At 56.8% G+C, this 447-nt stretch carries 1 protein-coding gene; it reads left to right on the top strand.

Annotated features, from left to right (window positions below; translation table 11 throughout):
* Positions 1–40 precede the first annotated feature (40 nt).
* A partial coding sequence (locus tag K0040_RS20235; RefSeq protein ID WP_265588952.1) for a phage tail tape measure protein occupies positions 41–447 on the top strand: 407 nt, incomplete at its 3' end.

Consider the following 447-nt stretch of genomic DNA (forward strand, 5'->3'; position numbering starts at 1 on the left):
CTCGGGGAAGGCGCTGGAGAATGCCACGTCGGTTACGGGAATGCTGAAAAGTGGCGCTGCATCCCTGCTTTCTCTGGTCGGCGGGATACCCGGTTTACTGATGCTTGGGGCCGGTGCCTGGTACACGGTGTACCAGCGTCAGGAACAGGCCAGGGAGTCCGCGCGCCAGTATGCATCGACGATTGATGAAATCCGGGCAAAGCTGCCAGGAATGACCCTTCCGGAACTGGCTGATAATGAGGGTAAAACCCGCGAAGCACTGGAAGAGCAGAATCGTCTGATTGCTGAGCAGGAAAGTAAAGTCCGGGGACTGAAAACACAGATTGCTGACTATCAGCGCTGGCTGCAGGAAAATCCACAGGGTGGTTCAGGTGCGGAGATTATAACCCACGGCCTTGCTGAGGCAACCGGCAGGCTGGCGGTTGAACAGTCACGACTGACACAGAT

Origin of the sequence: Terrisporobacter petrolearius (assembly GCF_020748185.1) — a bacterium.
Taxonomy (GTDB): Bacteria; Bacillota; Clostridia; order Peptostreptococcales; family Peptostreptococcaceae; genus Terrisporobacter; species Terrisporobacter petrolearius.